The organism is Variovorax sp. RO1 (genome assembly GCF_002849325.1).
Classification (GTDB): Bacteria; Pseudomonadota; Gammaproteobacteria; order Burkholderiales; family Burkholderiaceae_C; genus Variovorax.
The window spans coordinates 82463-100177 of sequence record NZ_PKMT01000004.1 but is presented as its reverse complement, the minus strand read 5'-3'; the positions used below and the strand labels follow the sequence as shown (position 1 = coordinate 100177).

16 protein-coding genes are annotated in these 17715 nt (G+C 68.3%); 6 read left to right on the top strand and 10 right to left on the bottom strand.

Features of this window, described 5'->3' with window-relative positions; genetic code table 11:
* The first annotated feature begins 67 nt into the window (after positions 1-67).
* The 6 genes from CY658_RS20785 to CY658_RS20760 all read left to right on the top strand — a co-directional run bounded on the left by CY658_RS20785 (position 68) and on the right by CY658_RS20760 (position 7236).
* Entirely contained in the window at positions 68-1321 is a 1254-nt protein-coding gene (locus CY658_RS20785) for a molybdopterin molybdotransferase MoeA (RefSeq protein WP_101492005.1), read from the top strand.
* A complete protein-coding gene (locus tag CY658_RS20780; RefSeq protein WP_101492004.1) occupies positions 1318-3237 on the top strand; it encodes a molybdopterin biosynthesis protein in 1920 nt (639 codons plus the stop codon). The genes CY658_RS20785 and CY658_RS20780 overlap by 4 nt, the downstream gene beginning before the upstream one ends.
* A gap of 44 nt (positions 3238-3281) precedes the next feature.
* Positions 3282-4112, top strand: a complete 831-nt coding sequence (locus tag CY658_RS20775) for a substrate-binding domain-containing protein (RefSeq protein WP_101492003.1) — start codon at positions 3282-3284, stop codon at positions 4110-4112.
* Between the two features lie 76 nt (positions 4113-4188).
* The gene (locus CY658_RS33125; RefSeq protein WP_101492002.1) at positions 4189-5682 is read left to right on the top strand and encodes an ABC transporter permease; all 1494 of its coding nucleotides are present in this window, start codon (positions 4189-4191) and stop codon (positions 5680-5682) included.
* 232 nt (positions 5683-5914) lie between these two features.
* Positions 5915-6700: an exodeoxyribonuclease III gene (xth, locus tag CY658_RS20765; RefSeq protein WP_101492001.1), complete on the top strand. Its 786-nt coding sequence runs from the start codon at positions 5915-5917 to the stop codon at positions 6698-6700.
* Positions 6701-6705: 5 nt separating this feature from the next.
* A complete protein-coding gene (locus CY658_RS20760; protein WP_101492000.1) occupies positions 6706-7236 on the top strand; it encodes a hypothetical protein in 531 nt (176 codons plus the stop codon).
* A 160-nt stretch (positions 7237-7396) separates the two neighbouring features.
* Here the strand turns inward: CY658_RS20760 and ntrC are convergent, their stop codons facing one another.
* The 10 genes from ntrC to CY658_RS20705 all read right to left on the bottom strand — a co-directional run bounded on the left by ntrC (position 7397) and on the right by CY658_RS20705 (position 17686).
* Complete coding sequence (gene ntrC / locus CY658_RS20750; RefSeq protein ID WP_099796014.1) at positions 7397-8917, bottom strand: nitrogen regulation protein NR(I); 1521 nt, start codon at positions 8915-8917, stop codon at positions 7397-7399.
* Between the two features lie 26 nt (positions 8918-8943).
* Complete coding sequence (gene glnL, locus CY658_RS20745; protein ID WP_101491999.1) at positions 8944-10023, bottom strand: nitrogen regulation protein NR(II); 1080 nt, start codon at positions 10021-10023, stop codon at positions 8944-8946.
* Positions 10024-10034: 11 nt separating this feature from the next.
* The gene (locus CY658_RS20740; protein WP_101491998.1) at positions 10035-10559 is read right to left on the bottom strand and encodes a hypothetical protein; all 525 of its coding nucleotides are present in this window, start codon (positions 10557-10559) and stop codon (positions 10035-10037) included.
* 146 nt (positions 10560-10705) lie between these two features.
* Positions 10706-12121, bottom strand: coding sequence for a type I glutamate--ammonia ligase (gene glnA / locus CY658_RS20735; protein ID WP_101491997.1), 1416 nt, complete (start codon positions 12119-12121; stop codon positions 10706-10708).
* 147 nt (positions 12122-12268) lie between these two features.
* Positions 12269-13069: a competence/damage-inducible protein A gene (locus CY658_RS20730; protein ID WP_180839008.1), complete on the bottom strand. Its 801-nt coding sequence runs from the start codon at positions 13067-13069 to the stop codon at positions 12269-12271.
* Positions 13066-13965, bottom strand: coding sequence for an EI24 domain-containing protein (locus tag CY658_RS20725; RefSeq protein ID WP_101491995.1), 900 nt, complete (start codon positions 13963-13965; stop codon positions 13066-13068). The genes CY658_RS20730 and CY658_RS20725 overlap by 4 nt, the downstream gene beginning before the upstream one ends.
* A gap of 56 nt (positions 13966-14021) precedes the next feature.
* Positions 14022-14996: a sterol desaturase family protein gene (locus CY658_RS20720; protein WP_101491994.1), complete on the bottom strand. Its 975-nt coding sequence runs from the start codon at positions 14994-14996 to the stop codon at positions 14022-14024.
* Positions 14997-15018: 22 nt separating this feature from the next.
* Positions 15019-15849 carry a polysaccharide deacetylase family protein gene (locus CY658_RS20715; RefSeq protein ID WP_101491993.1) on the bottom strand — a complete coding sequence of 277 codons (831 nt, stop codon included), beginning with the start codon at positions 15847-15849 and terminating at the stop codon, positions 15019-15021.
* Positions 15833-16840 (bottom strand): YncE family protein, encoded by a 1008-nt coding sequence (locus tag CY658_RS20710; protein WP_101491992.1) that lies wholly within the window; start codon positions 16838-16840, stop codon positions 15833-15835. The genes CY658_RS20715 and CY658_RS20710 overlap by 17 nt, the downstream gene beginning before the upstream one ends.
* 105 nt (positions 16841-16945) lie before the next feature.
* Positions 16946-17686, bottom strand: a complete 741-nt coding sequence (locus tag CY658_RS20705) for a pseudouridine synthase (protein ID WP_101492389.1) — start codon at positions 17684-17686, stop codon at positions 16946-16948.
* Positions 17687-17715 lie beyond the last annotated feature (29 nt).

Genomic DNA, 17715 nt, shown 5'->3' with positions numbered 1-17715 from the left:
CTTTCGGCGTGCGACCGGGTGTTGTGCCTGACAACGCTGGCCACATCCAACTTCTATACTGGCCCCGATGCCTCCACCCGAACGAACTGCCTCGACCGATGTGCGCATGCGCGGCTTCACGCAGCGCGCCGAGGTGCCCACCGCCCTCGCCTGGATCGATGCCCACACGCCCCTGCTGTCCGGTGAATCCGTGGCGGTCGACGAGGCCACGGGACGCGTGCTGCTGGATGAGGTGATCGCGCCCATCGCGGTGCCCGAGTTCGATCGCGCGGCCATGGACGGCTATGCACTGCGCGGCGGCGACACCACCGGCGCCGGCGAATACAACCCGCTGGAATTTCCGATCGTGGGCCACGCCTGGCCCGGTCGGCCTTTCGAGGGCGACGTGCCCGCAGGCGCTGCGGTCCGCATCATGACCGGCGCCCCGGTGCCGCAAGGCATCGACGCCGTGGTGCCCGCCGAATACACGAGCGAGCAGGACGGGCGCCTGGCCATCACGCGCGCCGTCGCGCCGGGCCAGCACGTGGGCCACATCGGCGAAGACATCGCGCGCGGCAGCACGGCGCTGCCCGCGGGCCGCCGGCTGCGTCCACAGGATGCAGGGCTGGCGGCGTCGCTGGGCCTGGCGCAGTTGCAGGTGGTGCGCCGGCCGCGTGTGCGGCTGCTCGTCACGGGCAACGAAGTGCGCGCGCCCGGCACGCCCAAGGGGCCCTTCGAGATCTACGACGCCAACTCCGTGACCCTGCGCGGCCTCGTCGCGCGCGACGGCGGCGTGCTCGAGTCGCACCGGCGTCTGGGCGACGACCCGCAGGTCATCTCCCAAGCGCTCGCAGCGCCGGGTGCCGACGTGGTGCTCATCTCCGGCGGCTCCAGCGTGGGCGCCGAGGACCATGCGCCGCGCCTGCTGGCCGAACTCGGCGAGCTTGCGATCCACGGCATCGCGATGCGCCCCTCCAGCCCGGCCGGCATGGGGCGCATCGGCGACACGCTGGTCTTCCTGCTGCCGGGCAACCCCGTGTCCTGCCTGTGCGCCTACGACTTCTTTGCCGGACGTGCGATCCGCCAGCTCGGCGGCCGGCCCGCCGACTGGCCCTACCCGCGCACGCGCGCCACCGTGGCACGCAAGATCGTCTCGCAGGTGGGGCGCGTCGACTACGTGCGCGTGAAGATCGGCAGCGACGGCGTGGAGCCGCTCGCGCTCTCGGGCGCGTCGGTGCTGAGCTCGACGACGCGGGCCGACGGCTTCGTGATCGCCCCCGCCGAAAGCGAAGGCTTCGGGCCCGGGACCGACGTCACTGTTCATCTGTACGAGTGCCTGTGAAAGCCCAATCGCAATTCCTTGATGTCGTCACGCGGGACGAGGCCGAGCGCCGCTTCCGCGAACACCTGACCCTCGCGCCGCTGGGCCGAGAGACGATTCCCCTGCACGCGGTGCTGGGCCGGGTGCTGGCCGACGACGTGGTCGCAGCCATCGACGTGCCCGGCTTCGACCGCTCCAACGTCGACGGCTTTGCCGTGCAGGCCGCCGACACCTGGGGCGCAATGGAAGAACAGGTGCGCGCGCTGACCCTCGTGGGCGAGACGCTCGCACCCGGCATCGTGCCGCAGCGCGAAGTGACGCCCGGCCACGCGACCGCGATTGCCACCGGCGGCATGCTGCCGCGCGGCGCCGATGCGGTGGTGATGGTGGAACACACCGACCTCGACCAGGGCGACGTCCAGGTTCGCCGCGCCGCCACGGCGGGCGAGAACGTCAGCTACGCCGGCACCGACATCGCACGCGGCGAAACCGTGCTGCGCGCCGGCCAGCCACTGAGCTCGCGCGAGATCGGCGTGCTCGCGGCACTGGGCCTGGCCGAGGTCAGCGTGTACCGCAAACCGCGCGTCGCCATCTTCTCCACGGGCAACGAGATCGTCGCGCCCGGAGCACCGCTGCCCACGGGCGCCGTGTACGACTCCAACGCCGCCATCATCGGCGCCGCGGTCGAGGAACTGGGCGGCGAGCCCGTGCGGCTGGGCGTGATTCCGGACGACGAAGCCCTGCTGTCGGCCGCCCTCGCGCTCGGGCTCGAATGCGACGCCGTGGTCTTCTCAGGCGGCACGTCCAAGGGCGAAGGCGACCTGTCGTACCGCGTGGTCGCGGCCCTCGGCGACCCGGGCGTCGTGGCGCACGGCGTGGCGCTCAAGCCCGGCAAGCCGGTGTGCCTGGCGGTCACGGGCGGCAAGCCGGTCGTGATCCTGCCGGGCTTTCCAACCTCGGCGGTCTTCACCTTCCATGAGTTCCTTGCGCCCGTGATCCGCGCCTTTGCAGGCCAGCCGCCCGAGCGGCGCGAGCACGTGGCGGCCACGCTGCCCATGCGCGTGAACTCCGAGCGCGGGCGCACCGAATATTTGCTCGTGGGCCTCGTGCCCACCGACGACGGCATGGCCGCCTACCCGATGGGCAAGGGCTCGGGCTCGGTCACCACGTTCAGCAGCGCGGACGGCTTCATCACCATCGGCCAGCACACCGAGATCCTCGATGCCGGCGCGCCCGTGCAGGTGCAGCGGCTGGGCCAGGGGCTGGACGCCGCCGACCTGATCTTCATCGGCAGCCATTGCGTGGGCCTGGACTGGCTGGCCGGCGAACTGATGCGCCAGGGCCTGCACATCAAGGCCATGAACGTCGGCAGCACGGGCGGGCTCATGGCCGCAAAGCGCGGCGAATGCGACGTGGCGGGCATCCACCTGATGGACCCGGCCACGGGCGTCTACAACCTGCCGCTGCTCACGCCGGCGCTCGAGCTGGTGCCGGGCTATGGCCGCATGCAGGGCATCGTCTACCGCCCGGGCGACGCGCGCTTCGACGGGCTCGATGCCGCCACGGCCATCACCGCCGCGACCACGCAGCCCGGCTGCACCATGGTCAACCGCAATGCGGGCAGCGGCACGCGCATCCTCATCGATCGCCTGCTCGCCGGCACGAAGCCGCCCGGCTACGGCGTGCAGACCAAGTCGCACAACGCGGTGGCGGTGGCCGTGGCGCAAGCGCGCGCCGACTGGGGCCTGGCCATCGACACGGTCGCGCGGCAGTACGGGCTGGGCTTCATTCCGGTGCAGGAAGAACGCTACGACTTCGCCGTGCCCAAGGCCCGTCTGGCGCGCGCGCCTGTGCAGGCTTTCGTTGCGTTGCTGCAGTCGGCGGCGGCGCGCGAGGCGCTGGGCCGGCTGGGCTTTCGCGTCGACCCCGCCGCTTGAGACCAGGACCGCTTCTTCCACTCTCCATCCAAAGGACCTTCCCGATGGCTTCGCGCAGACGCTTCACCCTTCTCGCCCTCGCTGGCGCGCTCGCCGGCGCGTTGCTCGCGCCGATCGCGCAGGCACAGGACAAGTTCATCGTGCTGGCGTCGACCACCTCGACGGAACAGTCGGGCCTGTTCAAGCACCTGCTGCCGCAGTTCACCAAAGCGACCGGCACCGAGGTGCGCGTGGTGGCCGTGGGCACGGGCCAGGCGCTGGACATGGCACGCCGCGGCGACGCCGATGCGCTGTTCGTGCACGACCAGCCCGCCGAAGAGAAGTTCGTCGCCGAAGGCTTCGGCCTCGCGCGCCAGGCGGTCATGTACAACGACTTCGTGCTGATCGGGCCGAAGTCCGACCCGGCCGGCGTGCGCGGCAAGGACATCGCGGTGGCGCTCAAGCGCCTGGGCACCACGGGCACGGCCTTCGTCTCGCGCGGCGACAAGAGCGGCACCCACTCGGCCGAACTGCGCCAGTGGAAGTTGGCCGGCATCGACCTCGCCAGCGCCAAGCCTGCCGGCTACAAGGAATGCGGCTGCGGCATGGGGCAGGCGCTCAACATCGCGGCATCGACCAATGCCTATGTGCTGTCCGACCGCGGCACCTGGCTCAACTTCAAGAACCGCGCCGACTTGGGCATCGTGGTCGAGGGCGACAAGCAGCTGTTCAACCAGTACGGCGTGATCGTCGTGAACCCGGCCAAGCACCCGCACGTGAAGAAAGACCTGGCGCAAGGTTTCTCCGACTGGGTGGTGTCGCGCGACGGGCAGGCCGCCATTGCCTCGTACAAGATCGGCGGCGAGCAGCTCTTCTTCCCGAACGCGAACCAGTGAGCGGCGCGCCGGTTGATGGCGGGGCCGGGCCGCGTGATGCGCACGACCTCGCGGCGGCGATGAAAGCCGTCCTTCGATGAACACCATGACCGAAGGCTGGGCGCTGGCCTGGCGACTCATCGCCGCCGCCGACCCCGAACTCGTGCGCATCACCGCGCTCTCGCTGCAGGTGAGCGCGACGGCCTGCGTGATCGGTGCGGTGTTCGGCCTGCTGCTGGGCGCCTGGCTGGCAGTGGCGCGGTTTCCGGGTCATGCGCTGGCCGTGTGGCTGGTGAACACGCTGCTCGCCCTGCCCGCCGTGGTGGTGGGCCTGCTGGTGTACCTGCTGCTCTCGCGCTCGGGCCCGCTGGGCCAGCTGGGCATCTTGTTCACGCCGTCGGCGATGGTGGTGGCGCAGAGCGTGCTCGTCACGCCGCTGATCGCCGCGCTGTCGCGCCGGCTCGTGATGGCAGCGCTGGCCGATGGCGGCGACCAGCTGCGCTCGCTGGGCGCCGGGCCGCTCGCCACGTCGCTCCTGATGCTGGTGCACGACCGGATGGGCGTGGCCACCGTGCTGCTCACGGCGTTTGCGCGCGCCATCGCCGAGGTCGGCGCCGTGATGATCGTGGGCGGCAACATCGCCGGCGTGACGCGCGTGATGACCACCACGATCGCACTGGAAACCAGCAAGGGCGATCTCGCGCTGGCCCTGGCACTGGGCATCGTGTTGCTGGCGGTGGTCGGCGCGGTCAACGGCGCGATCGGGCTGTTGCAGTGGCTGGCCACGCGCCCGCTGGGCGCCGCCGCGCCAGTGAAGCCGCATGCGGTGCGCCGGACGCCCGCCCCGCGCACGCACGTTGCCGCCGAGGCGATGCCGTTGATCCGGGCCGAGAAGGTCACGGTGCGCTTCGGCCAGGTGATTGCGCTGAACGAGGCATCGCTGACCCTGCACCGGGGCGACCGGCTCGTGCTCGTCGGCGCCAACGGCTCGGGCAAGACCACGCTGCTGCGGCTGCTGCATGGCCTGCTGCCTTGCGAAGGCCGCTGCGAGCGCCTGCCGCTGCAACCCCAGGGCCGGCTTCCACGCGCGGCCATGCTGTTCCAGCGGCCCTTCCTGTTGAGCCTCTCGGTGTGGCGCAACGTCTGGATCGGCTTGTGGCTGTCCGGCGTACCGGCCGCCGAACGCAGCGAACGCTGCGGCCTGGCGCTGGCGCGGGTGGGCCTGCTGGACCATGCCGCGCGGTCGGCGCGTTCGCTGTCGGGCGGACAGCAGCAGCGCCTCGGTCTGGCACGCGCCTGGGCACTGCAGCCGGACATCCTGTTCCTGGACGAACCGACCGCCAGCCTGGACCCCGGCGCCAAGAACGAGATCGAGGCCCTCATCGAAGAGGTCGCCAACAGCGGCGTGACGATCGTGATGAGCACCCACAACCTCGGGCAGGCCAAGCGCCTGGCCACGCGCGTGGCGTACCTGCATGCGGGACGCATCGTCGTCGAGCGGCCCGTGGCGAATTTCTTCGACGCAGAAGACCTGCCGCCCGAGGCCGCCCAGTTCCTGCAGGGGGAATTGGGATGGCACCTTCGGCCCTAGCGTCGGCAGGCTTTGGGCGGTTCTGCGCGCCTCGCTTTCGCTTACATGGCCTCCCCCTCCAGCGAGGCAAAATGCTGCGATGGAAATCACTGTCGCGGTGTCACTGCCGACATTCCTTTCGGACCTGCAGAACGGCCACCGGCCACCGGCCACTGCGTGCGCCTGCCCAGCCACACCGCCGACCGGCCGCGAAAGCACGCGGCCCCGACGCCACAAATAACCTAGAGCCCTCATGAAAATAGCCACCTGGAACGTCAACTCCCTCACGGCGCGCCTGCAGCATGTGCTCGACTGGCTCATCGCCAACCCGGTCGATGTGCTGTGCCTGCAAGAGCTCAAAATGACCGACGACAAGTTTCCGCTCGAGGTGCTGAAGTCGGCTGGCTACGAGGCGGCGGTGTTCGGGCAGAAGACCTACAACGGCGTCGCCATCCTCAGCCTCGCGCCGATGCGCGACGTGGTGAAGAACATCGAGAACTTCGCCGATGAGCAGTCGCGCGTGATCGCCGCCACCATCGACACGCCCTCGGGTCCGCTGCGCGTGCTGAACGGCTACTTCGTGAACGGCCAGGAGCCGGGCAGCGAGAAGTTCGCCTACAAGATGAAGTGGCTCGACGCACTGCACAACTATGTGGCCCGCGAGCTCGCGGCGCACCCCAACCTCGTGCTGCTGGGCGACTTCAACGTCACGCCCGAAGACCGCGACAGCTTCGACCCGGTGGGCCTGAAGGAAACGATCCATCACACGACCGAAGAGCGCGACCACTTCAAGGCGCTGCTCGGCCTGGGCCTGACGGACAGCTTCCGAATGTTCGAGCAGCCCGAAAAGAGCTATTCGTGGTGGGACTACCGCATGCTGGGCTACCAGAAGAACCGCGGCCTGCGCATCGACCACATCCTCGTGAGCGAGCCGCTGCTGCCACGCGTGAAGGGCTGCGTCATCGACCGCGTGCCGCGCAAGTGGGAAAAGCCGAGCGACCACGCCCCGGTGGTGCTCGAACTCGGCCCGGGCGCCTGACGGCCATGACGACGCCGATCGCCGCCCGCCTCACCCGTTCTGCCGCGATCGCCGCCGCGGTGCTCGCGCTGACCGCCTGCTCGGTCTTGAAGCCGGGTGGCGGGTCGGAAAGCGGCACGGGCAGCACATCGCCCGGCGGCGCAACCGCCACGGAAGGCAGCCGCGACGTGCCGACCGTGCGGCTCATCACCGCGCAGACGCCCGCCATCCGCACCTACCGCAAGACCGGCGCGCGCCACATCTACAAGGCCTACGCCAGCCGCATCTACAAGGGCAAGATCCCGCCGCTGGTGTATGCCGTGGTCGTGGTCGAGACGGAGATCGATGCAAACGGCAAGATCACCAACGTGACCTTCAGCCGCGTGCCCAGTCATGCGCCTGAAGTGCCGCCGATGATCGCGGACCTGATCCGGGCGACCTCGCCCTTGCCCAGCCCCGGCAAGCTGGGCGGCCACACCTACGTCGACACCTGGCTCTGGGACAAGAGCGGCAATTTCCAGCTCGACTCCCTCACCCTGGGCCAACGCAGCCGATAACTTGGCACACCCCCAGGCTGCGCGCACTTCGTGTCGCTACGCCAACCCCCTTGCAGGGGGCGATACCAGCGGCCCGGCAAAGCCGGTTCCGCGGTATCCCCTGGAAGGATTCAAGTCGCGCGCGTTGGCAGGTCGTAAAAAAGGCCCGTAGAGGGCCTTTTCATTCGATACCGAGTTCCTGGATTTTCCGGGTGATCGTGTTGCGCCCGATGCCCAGCTTCTGGGCCGCCTCGATGCGCCGGCCGCGGGTGTTGGCCAGCGCGGTGAGGATCAGCCGCGATTCGAAGCGGCGCGTGAGCACGTCCCACACGTCGGTGCGGCCTGCGGCGAGCAGGGCCTGAGCTTCAGCTTCCAGGCCGCTTTCCCAGGCGCTGGGGCCGGTCGGTGCACCTGACACCGCCTCGGGAGCGGCGGCAACTGGTGCCGAAGCGTCGCGCTCGACAGCCAATGGCGCCGCAGCCTGCACGGGCGCCGCAACCTCGGCCACCGCCGCATGCACGTCCGCCCCGCTGACCGCCATCACTTCGGGCGGCAGGTCTTTCGACTCGATCAGTTGCGCCGGCGCCATCACGGTCAGCCAGTGGCAGATGTTCTCGAGCTGGCGCACATTGCCCGGGAAGCCGAAGGTCGCGAGCTTGGCGAGTGCGGCGTCGGAGATGCGCTTGGGCTCGACGCCCAGCTGGCGCGCGCTCTGCTGCAAGAAGTGCCGCGTGAGCGCGGGCACGTCTTCGCCGCGTTCGCGCAGCGCGGGCAGGCGCAAGCGAATCACGTTGAGGCGGTGGAACAGGTCTTCGCGGAAGCCGCCGAGCTTCACGCGCTGTTCGAGGTCCTGATGGGTGGCCGCGATGACGCGCACGTTGGCCTTGACCGAGTTGTGACCGCCCACGCGGTAGAAATGGCCGTCGCTGAGCACGCGCAGCAGGCGCGTCTGCAGGTCGAAGGGCATGTCGCCGATTTCGTCGAGGAACAGCGTGCCGCCCTCGGCCTGTTCGAAGCGGCCGCGGCGCATCGTCTGCGCGCCGGTGAAGGCACCGCGCTCGTGGCCGAAGAGTTCGCTCTCGAGCAGGTCTTTGGGAATGGCGGCGGTGTTGATCGCCACGAAGGGCCCGTTGGCGCGTGGCGAGTGCTTGTGCAGCGCACGCGCCACCAACTCTTTGCCCGAGCCCGATTCGCCGGTGATGAGCACCGTGACGTTGCTCTGCGAGAGCCGGCCGATGGCGCGGAACACGTCCTGCATCGCGGGCGCCTGGCCGAGCATTTCGGGCGCGGCGACCATGCGCTCTTCGGACACTTCTTCGCGCTGACTTTCGTCGACGGCACGGCGGATGAGTTCCACGGCGCGCGGCAGGTCGAAGGGCTTGGGCAGGTACTCGAAGGCGCCGCCCTGGAAGGCCGAGACCGCGCTGTCGAGGTCGGAGAAGGCCGTCATGATGATGACCGGCAGGCCGGGGTGCTTGGCCTTGATCTTGTCGAGCAGGTCGAGCCCCGAGCCGCCCGGCATGCGGATGTCGCTCACCAGGACCTGCGGGCCCTGCTGCTCGTCACCCTCGGCCTGTTCGAGTGCGGCCAGCACTTCGCGTGTGTTCGTGAAGCTGCGCGTGGGCATGTCTTCGCGCAGCAGGGCCTTCTCGAGCACGAAGCGTATCGATTGGTCGTCATCAACTATCCAGATCGGCTTCATGCATCTCCTCTGTTGCCGGGGCTGCGCTAGGGCAGCGGAATCAATATCTTGAAATCGGTTCGGCCCGGGACGCTGTCGCACTCGATCACGCCGTGATGCTGCTGCACAAAAGTCTGTGCAAGCGTCAACCCCAGCCCGGTTCCGCCTTCCCTGCCCGAAACGAGCGGATAGAAGATGCGGTCCTTGATCGTGTCCGGCACACCCGGTCCATTGTCGATGACATGCAATTCCAGTGCCAATCGATACCACTGCTTGTTGAAGATCACCTGTCGGGCCACGCGCGTCTTGAAAGTGATCTGCGCATCGCCCGCCGCGCGGCGCTCGGCCAGGGCCTGCGCCGCGTTGTGCGCGATGTTGAGCGTGGCCTGGATGAGCTGCTCGCGGTCGCCGCGGAACTCGGGAATGGAGACGTCGAAGTCGCGCTCGATGTGCAGGTCGCGCGAGAACTCCGCCAGGATGACCGAGCGCACACGCTCGCACACCTCGTGGATGTTCACGTCGCCCACCACGTGCGGGCGGCGGTGCGGCGCCAGCAGCCGGTCGACCAGCGTCTGCAGCCGGTCGGCCTCGTGAATGATGACCTGGGTGTATTCGATGAGGTCGCGCGACTCGACCTCCATCTGCAGCAGCTGCGCCGCGCCGCGGATGCCGCCCAGCGGGTTCTTGATCTCGTGCGCGAGGTTGCGGATGAGTTCCTTGTTGGCCTGCGCCTGGTCGATGAGGCGCTCTTCGCGGTCCTGGCGCACCTGCTGCTCCAGCGGCGACATCTCGATGATGAGTTCGCCCTTCTTGTCGCCGTGCGCCAGCGTGACCTGCACGGGCATCAGCTCGTGGTTCACACGCCGCAGAAAGGCCTCGTAGCGCAGCGTGGCGAAGTCGTTGCTGCTGGCGCCGTCGAGCGCCGTGCGCAGCACCTGCGGCTCATGGAAACAGGCGCCGAACTGCGAGCCCTCGAGCGTGCGCCGCGAGGTGCCCAGCGCGTCTTCGAGGCCTGCGTTGGCAAACAGCACCGAGCCGTCGCTGTTGACCACCGCGATCAGCGTGGACAAGAGGTCGAAGGCGCGAAAGCGCGGAGTGGCGCCAGTCGCCTTCTTCCCGAACACCATGGTGACGCCGTTTACTGCGCTTGCGGCTTGCCGGGCAGGCGGCCGATTTCGCGGCGGATGCCGGCGATGTCGCTCTCGTTGCGCGCGAGTTCGGCCTTCATTTCAGCCACGCGGTCGAGGTACTTCTGGTAGTTGCGGCCTTCGCTGCCCTGCTTCTCGGGCTCGCCGTTGTTGTATTCCTTCTTGAGCTCGGTCTGGCGCGCCTCGGCCTTGCGCAGCTCGGTTTCGAGCACCGAGCGCGCCTCGCCGTCGCGGGCACGCTGGTCGACGCCTTCGACGCGCGGACTGCCTGCCGGCGCACGCGCGGCCGACGAACCCGAGCCCGACGACGCGCTGCCGCCACCACCGCCGGAAGGCTTCGTGCCCTGCACGACGGTGACGTTGCCGCCTTCCATGACCTTGCAGCCCTTTTGCTGGGCCACGGTCGCGTTGTTGGTGTACTCGTTGCCGCAACGCCAGACGCGCTCTTGCGCGAGCGCCGCCGAGGCGGTGGCGAACGAGGCGGCGGCCAGGAAAATCAGGGAGACAGTCTTCATTTGATTCTGGAGAGGGCGCGACAAACGCGCATTTTGATGCAATTCGGGCCCTCTCACGATGGGATGTTCCGCACCAAGGAAAAAGGACGGCCGGGGCCGTCCTTTTGTCTTACCTGCCCGCGAGGGCAGGTTTTCTACAGCGCTTCTTACAGCGAGTAGTACATGTCGAATTCCACCGGGTGCGTCGCCATGCGGAAGCGCGTGACTTCCTGCATCTTGAGGTCGATGTACGCGTCGATGTACGAGTCGGTGAACACGCCGCCCTTGGTCAGGAACGCACGGTCCTTGTCCAGGTGCTCCAGGGCCTGGTCCAGGCTGTGGCAGACGGTCGGGATCAGCGCGTCTTCTTCCGGCGGCAGGTGGTACAGGTCCTTGCTGGCGGCTTCGCCCGGATGGATCTTGTTTTCCACGCCGTCCAAGCCGGCCATCAGCAGCGCGGCAAAGCCCAGGTACGGGTTCATCAGCGGATCGGGGAAGCGCGCTTCGACGCGGCGGCCCTTCGGGTTGGCCACGAACGGGATGCGGATCGAGGCCGAACGGTTCTTGGCCGAGTAGGCCAGCTTCACCGGGGCTTCGAAGCCGGGCACCAGGCGCTTGTAGCTGTTGGTGCCGGGGTTCGTGATGGCGTTCAGGGCACGGGCGTGCTTGATGATGCCGCCGATGTAGTGCAGCGCGAAGTCAGACAGGCCTGCGTAGCCGTCGCCTGCGAACAGGTTCTTGCCGTCCTTCCAGACCGACTGGTGCACGTGCATGCCCGAGCCGTTGTCGCCGACGATGGGCTTGGGCATGAAGGTGGCGGTCTTGCCGTAGGCGTGGGCCACGTTGTGGATCACGTACTTCTGCAGCTGGACCCAGTCGGCGCGCTGGACCAGCGTGCTGAACTTGGTGCCGATTTCGAGCTGGCCGGCGTTGGCCACTTCGTGGTGATGCACTTCGACCGGGATGCCCAGCGATTCGAGCACCAGGCACATTTCCGAGCGCATGTCGTGCAGGCTGTCGACCGGGGGCACGGGGAAGTAGCCGCCCTTGACTGCGGGACGGTGGCCGCTGTTGCCGTGCTCGTATTCCTTGTCGGTGTTCCACGAAGCTTCTTCGGAATCGATCTTCACGAAGCAGCCCGACATGTCGTTCTTCCAGCGCACGCCGTCGAACACGAAGAATTCGGGTTCCGGACCGAAGAAGGCGGTGTCGCCCAGGCCGGAAGCCTTCATGTACGCCTCGGCGCGCTTGGCGAGCGAGCGCGGGTCGCGCTCGTAGGCCTTGCCGTCGGCCGGATCGATCACGTCGCAGGTCAGGATCAGCGTCGTTTCTTCGAAGAAGGGGTCGATGTTGGCGGTGTTCGGGTCGGGCATGAGCTGCATGTCCGAGGCTTCGATGCCCTTCCAACCGGCGATGGACGAACCGTCGAACGCGTGGCCCGAGGTGAATTTGTCTTCATCGAAATGCGACACGGGCACGGTGACGTGCTGTTCCTTGCCGCGGGTGTCGGTGAAGCGCAAGTCGACGAACTTGACCTCGTTTTCCTTGACGAGCTTGAGTACATCGGCGACGGTCTTTGCCATCAGTTTCTCCTGAGTTGGATGGTGGTTAGGAATACGGGAACGGAAGGATGCAGTTTCTGTGCCATTGTCACCCCGCCGGATGAGGCCCGGGTGACGGCCCAGGGGCTGCCGGAAAAGGAATTAATCACCAAACTGGTGCAATACGAATTAACGCACCAATTCAGGGCCAAGCTTCGCATCAAAGCTGTGCAAGCCTTCGATGAGCTGGCCATAGGCAGCATCGAGCAGCCCGGGGTCACCCTTGACGCCCAGCTCGATGTGGCGGCCGTACTGAGGGTGATCCACGCTGGGGAGGCTGAACACCTTGATGCCGGCGTGGGCCTGCTCGATGGCCTGCATCAGCGGCGTGAGGGTGGCTTCCATCGCACCGAAAACGATCACGGACTTCTCGGCGACGGCGTTACGGGTGAACAGATCGGCATACCGGCTGTCGAGCACCGACTCGATCATCGGCCAGGCCATGACCGGAAAGCCCGGCACGAAATGCACGTGCTCGACGCTGAAACCCGGGATCTTGTTGTACGGGTTGCGGATGATCGACGCGCCCTGCGGAAACACGCCCATGTTCAGCCGGTGGATGTTGTCCGCCCGGTCGGGCTCGTAGGGCACGCCCTGCTCCTGGGCCGTGTCCTGCATGCGCTCGCGGATCAGCACTTCAGCCTCGGGATGCAGCGCCAGCGGCACGCGCAGGGCCTGCGCGGCGCACTGGCGGGTGTGGTCGTCGGGCGTGGCGCCGATGCCGCCGGTCGAGAACACGATGTCGCCCGAGGCGAAGGCGCGCATGAGGGCCGCGGTGATCCGCGTGGGCTCGTCGCCCACGTACTCGGCCCAGCCCAGCTGCAGGCCGCGCGCAGCCAGCAGCTCGATGACCTTGGTCATGTGCTTGTCGGCCCGCTTGCCGGAAAGGATCTCGTCGCCGACGACGATGAGACCGAATGCGCGTGTCATGGTGAACCCCATTGAGAAAGAGCGGCCTTGTTGGCCTCGGTGGCTTCGGCCGCCTCGAGGGCCGGTGCCTCGCCGCTGCCGGTTGCGGGCTGCAGCGCCGCGCGCTGGGCGCGCATCTGGGCCAGCGCGTCCAGGCAGTAGTGGGCGAACCAGAGCGCGGAGAAAGCGAAGACCAGCGTGTAGATCCAGATGGCGATCGGCACCAGCACGAAGAAGGCGGCGGCGAACAGCAGGCCCGAGGCCCAGACGATGCTCGGCGCGGCGCCCAGGTAGCCGCACAGCACGCCGATGCACAGCAACGGCAGCCGGTGGGTGCGCAGCAGCGTGGCGCGTTCTTCGGGGCTGGCGTGCTCGGCCAGCGCATCGAAGCTCATCACCCGGTAGGTGAGCCAGCCCCAGATCAGCGGCGGCAGGATCAGCACCAGCGGCGGAATGAGCCACAGCGGCATCGACACCACCAAGGCGATCAACGCCAGCACGGTGGCGGCGAGCGAGCGCAGCACGCTGCCGAAGAAGGAGGCGCCCTTTTTCTGTTCGAGCGTCGGAAAGCGCCGTTCGGCCGCGAGCTTGGTGAGCGCCGGCGCCATGAAGCCGGCCACGATCAGCAGCGACAGCACCACGATGAGCGGCGTGACACCGAACACCACCACCAGCGGCGCCAGCGCGGCCGTGACATCGCTCGAAAAGAGGCGCCCGATCCAGGCCCAGAAGCTGGACAGCAACGGCCAGGCGTCGAGGGCTTCGCGCGTCCAGACGACGGCGGCGTCCCAATAGAAGTAGCCGAGCCCCGCGGCCAGCAGCACCATGAGCGCCAACGGCAGGAGCGACAGCACGATCACGCGCGGGAGCATGCAATAGGCCACCGCGCGCCAGAAGGAGTCGAGGAGCAGGCGCATGAGGTTCGAGGATAGCGCAAGGCCCCGGCCCGCCAGCCGCCGGCCCCGCGTCCGGTTCAGGCGCGGCCGAACAGCCGCTTCAACCCCAGCCACTGCTGCGACCAGAAGCCCTGGCCGTAGTCGCGCGGGCGGCCATCGGCGCCGGGCTCGACCTGGTCGCGGATGCCGGTCGGGTCGTAGCGGTTCTCGAAGTTGGCGGTGCGAAAGAGCATGTCCCACCAGGGCAGCAGCACGCCGAAGTTGTGGCCGCCGAGCGTGCTCTTGCCGTGCGACTCGTGGCCCAGCCCGATGCTGTGGTGCAGCCGGTGGAACCGCGGGCTGACCCACAGCCGCTCGCCGATGGCGCCGAAGCTCAGCCGCAGGTTGGCGTGCTGCAGGCTCTCGCTGAGCTGGGTGAAGGCCACGACGGCGATGAACTGGCCCGGCGCCACGCCGATCAGCTGCGCCACGATGACGATGAGCGTGTCGTGGATCACGTCGTCGAGCAGGTGGTTGCGGTCGTCGCTCCACATCGTCATCTGGCGCTGCGAGTGGTGCAGCGAATGCAGGCTCCACCACGCGTTGAAGTGATGCTGGCCGCGGTGAATCCAGTAGCCGACAAAGTCGAGCACCACGAGGTAGATGGCAAAGGCCACCCACGGCACGTCGGTCACGCCGGGCCAGACCTCGTCCAGGTGGAAGGTGCCCCACCCCGCCATGCGCAGGTTGCCGAGCAGGTCGTCGAACAACGGCTGCAGCGTGAAGAACAGCGCCAGCCGGAACAGGCCCAGACGGTGGATCAGCGTGTAGAGCACGTCAGTGCGGATGGCGCGACGGTCGGTCACGGGCTCGACTGCGCGCCAGCGCTGCAGCGGGCCGATCACGGCCAGCAGCACGAGGATCTGGATCACGCCGACGAGCAGCCAGCCGGTGGCGTCGAAGGCGTCCTCGGCCCATCCGCCCAGGCCGATGGCGTACACCAGCGGCTGCACGGCGGTCTCGAAGAGCCAGCCCTGCATGGCGGAAAAAACGTCGGTCAACCAATCGATCACGGCACGAACTCGGAGTCAGAAATCAGGGGTGGGAGGCGATCCAGGCGCGGTAGTCCGGGTGCTGGCGCAGCGTGCGAAAGCAGAAGCCCTTGGCCTTCAGCCCGACGATCAGCGGCTCCAGGTTGGCGGGCGCCCACGGGTCCTTGCGCGACCAGATGCCCAGGTGCGCCAGCAGGATGTCGCCGGGGCGGATGCCCCCGAGCGCCTGGGCCAGCAGCTTGGGGTTGGGGAACGTCTCGCTCGGCAGCTCGTCGCCCAGGAAGCCGGCGGGCGACCAGCCCACGTGCGCATAGCCGCAATCCTTGGCGGCCGCCAGCAACGCGGGCGAGGTCTTGCCGCCCGGCGCGCGGTACAGCGGCAGCGGTTTCTTGCCGGTGATGGCGGCCAGCCGGTCGGACGACTTGCGGATGTCGGCGCAGTACTGGGCCGCGCTCCAGACCGATTCTTTCCCGGTCTGCGGGCCGGCCGACGGCTTGATGCGAAAGCTGGGCGGCGTGCCCTTGACGTCGCCGCGCCAGTAGGCGTGGTCGTAGGTGTGCGAGCCGAACTCGTGGCCTTCGGCCGCCCTCGCCTTCCACCACGGCGCCCAGTGGTCGTCCAGGCTGTCGCCGTCGGTCTGGGTGCGCTCGGCGGCGGCAAAGAAGGTGACGCGCACGTCCTGGCGCTTGAGCACGTCGGCCACCAGCGGGGCAACGCCCATGTGGCCGGTGTCCAGCGTCAGGTAGACCGGCTTGTCGCAGGCGGCGGCTTCCTGGGCCCCGGCCGCCGGCACGGTAGCGCAGGCCAGCGCCGCGACGGCGCAGGCGACCCCGGCGATGCGCAAACCGCGCACCCGCTCAGGTCCGCTTCGCATGGTCCAGCGTCCAGACGCCGTGCGGCGAACGGCCGACGTTGACCTGCCGCACGACCTTCTGGCTCGCCAGGTCGACCACCGTGAGCTTCTTGGCCCAGCGCGAGGTCACGTACAGCGTCTTGCCGTCGGCCGACACGTCCATGCAGTCGGGGCCGCCCGGCACGTTGTAGGTGGCGACGACCTTCAGCGTGGTCAGGTCGATGCGGCTGATGGTGTTGGCCACCCGGTTGCTCACGAACACGGTCTTGCCGTCGCCGGCCGAGCGGAAGGCGTGGGCGCCCTTGCCGGTGGGAATCTTGCCGACCAGCTTGGGCTGGGGGCCGGCCACGTCGAACACCTGCACGCCGTCGCTGCCGGTGAGGCCCACGAGCAGCGTCTTGTCGTTGTGGGCGCCGAAGATGTCGGCCGGCATGGCGCCGGTGGCCATGCGCCAGCGGACGGTCTGCGTCGGCAGGTCGACTGCAATGAGCTCGTCGCTGTCCTGCATGGTGACGTAGGCCACCGTGCTGGTGTTGTCGATCCAGATGTGGCTGGGCGTCTTGCCGGTGGCGATGCGCTTGGCCAGCTTCAGGTCCTTGCCGTCCCAGCGGTACACGTCGACGTGGTTCAGGCGGTTGGCCGCCGTGACGAACCACTTCATGTCGCGCGAGAACTGCAGCTGGTACGGGTCGATGATCCCGTACACCACGCGCTGCACCTCGGCCGTGCGCGGGTCCAGGAACGTGAGCGAGTCGCCCGCCGAATTGGCCACGATGACCGACTTTTCGTCGGGCGTCATGTAGATGTGGTGCGGCTCCTTGCCGGTGGGAATGCGCTGCTTCTCGGTCCAGTCGACCGGGTTGATCACGCTCACGCTGGCGTCCAGCGAATTGAGCACGAAGACCGGTGGGGGGGCCGGCGGCGCCGCCGCGGCGGGGAGGGTCACCAGGGCTGTCAGGCAGGAGAAAAGGAAGGCCGCAATGCGGCCGTTCGGGCAGGCAGGAAGTCGCAAGGGAAGGTTCCGGGAGAGAGTTAACAATCTTAACGGTCTAACCCGACGAACAGCTGACCGCCGACGCCCTCCCCCCCGCTGTCGGGCCCGGCGCCTTGACCTATGTCAAGCGGCCCGGGGCACCGGCGCCCGCAATTGGGCCACCTGCTCGGCCGTGAGCCAGCGCCATTGGCCCGGCGCCAGGTCGTCCGGCAGCGCCAAGCCGCCGATGCGCGAACGGTGCAGCCCTTCGACCCGGTTGCCGACCGCGGCCAGCATGCGCTTGACCTGGTGGTACTTGCCCTCGGTGAGCGTGAGCCGCAGGTGCAGCGGGCTGTCCGATTCGCAGGCCGCCGCGCGCACGGGCTTCGGGTCGTCGTCGAGCACCACGCCGGCCAGCAGCTTGGCGATCTGCGCTTCGTCGATCGGGTGCTTGGCCGTCACCTCGTAGACCTTGGGCACGTGGTGCTTGGGCGAGCCCATCTTGTGGATGAACTGGCCGTCGTCGGTCAGCAGCAGCAGGCCGGTCGTGTCCTGGTCGAGCCGGCCGATGGCCTGCACGCCCTGCACCGCGCCCTTGTTGGGCCGAAGGCGCAGCGGCGACGGCAGCAGCGTGTAGATGCTCGGGTAGGTCGAGGGCTTCTGCGAGCACTCGGTGCCGGCCGGCTTGTGCAGCATCAGGTAGGCCTTGTCGTGGTACGCCCACTCGGTGCCCTGCACGGTGAACAGCAGGCCTTCGGGGTCGAGGTCGGCAAAGGGATCGGTCACGGCCGCGCCGGCAATGCTCACGTGGCCTTGCTGGACCAGGCCCGCGCACACGCGGCGCGTGCCGAAGCCCTGGGTATAGAGGATGTCTTGCAGGTGCATGAAAAATGAAAAAAGCGGCCGTGCCGACA